Annotated in this window: 1 tRNA gene; it reads right to left on the bottom strand. The window is 55.7% G+C overall.

Going from position 1 to position 201, the window contains the following annotated elements:
- Positions 1 to 99: 99 nt before the first annotated feature.
- Positions 100 to 176, bottom strand: a tRNA-Ile gene (locus VU18_RS02045).
- Positions 177 to 201: the final 25 nt, after the last annotated feature.

The following is a 201-nucleotide window of genomic DNA, read 5'->3' as shown; positions in this document are numbered from 1 at the left end:
GAGGGATTCGAACCCCCGCGCGCCTTGCGGCGCCTCTCGGTTTTCAAGACCGACCCCTTCAACCACTTGGGTACTCCTCCAAAAAAGCAACAATAATAATGGTGGACCTTGTAGGACTCGAACCTACGACCGGACGGTTATGAGCCGTCTGCTCTAACCAGCTGAGCTAAAGGTCCGATAATGGTGGCGGTGGAGGGGATC

This window comes from Geobacillus sp. ZGt-1 (genome assembly GCF_001026865.1).
GTDB classification, from domain to species: domain Bacteria; phylum Bacillota; class Bacilli; order Bacillales; family Anoxybacillaceae; genus Geobacillus; species Geobacillus thermoleovorans.
This window is presented reverse-complemented; position numbering and strand designations above follow the sequence as displayed.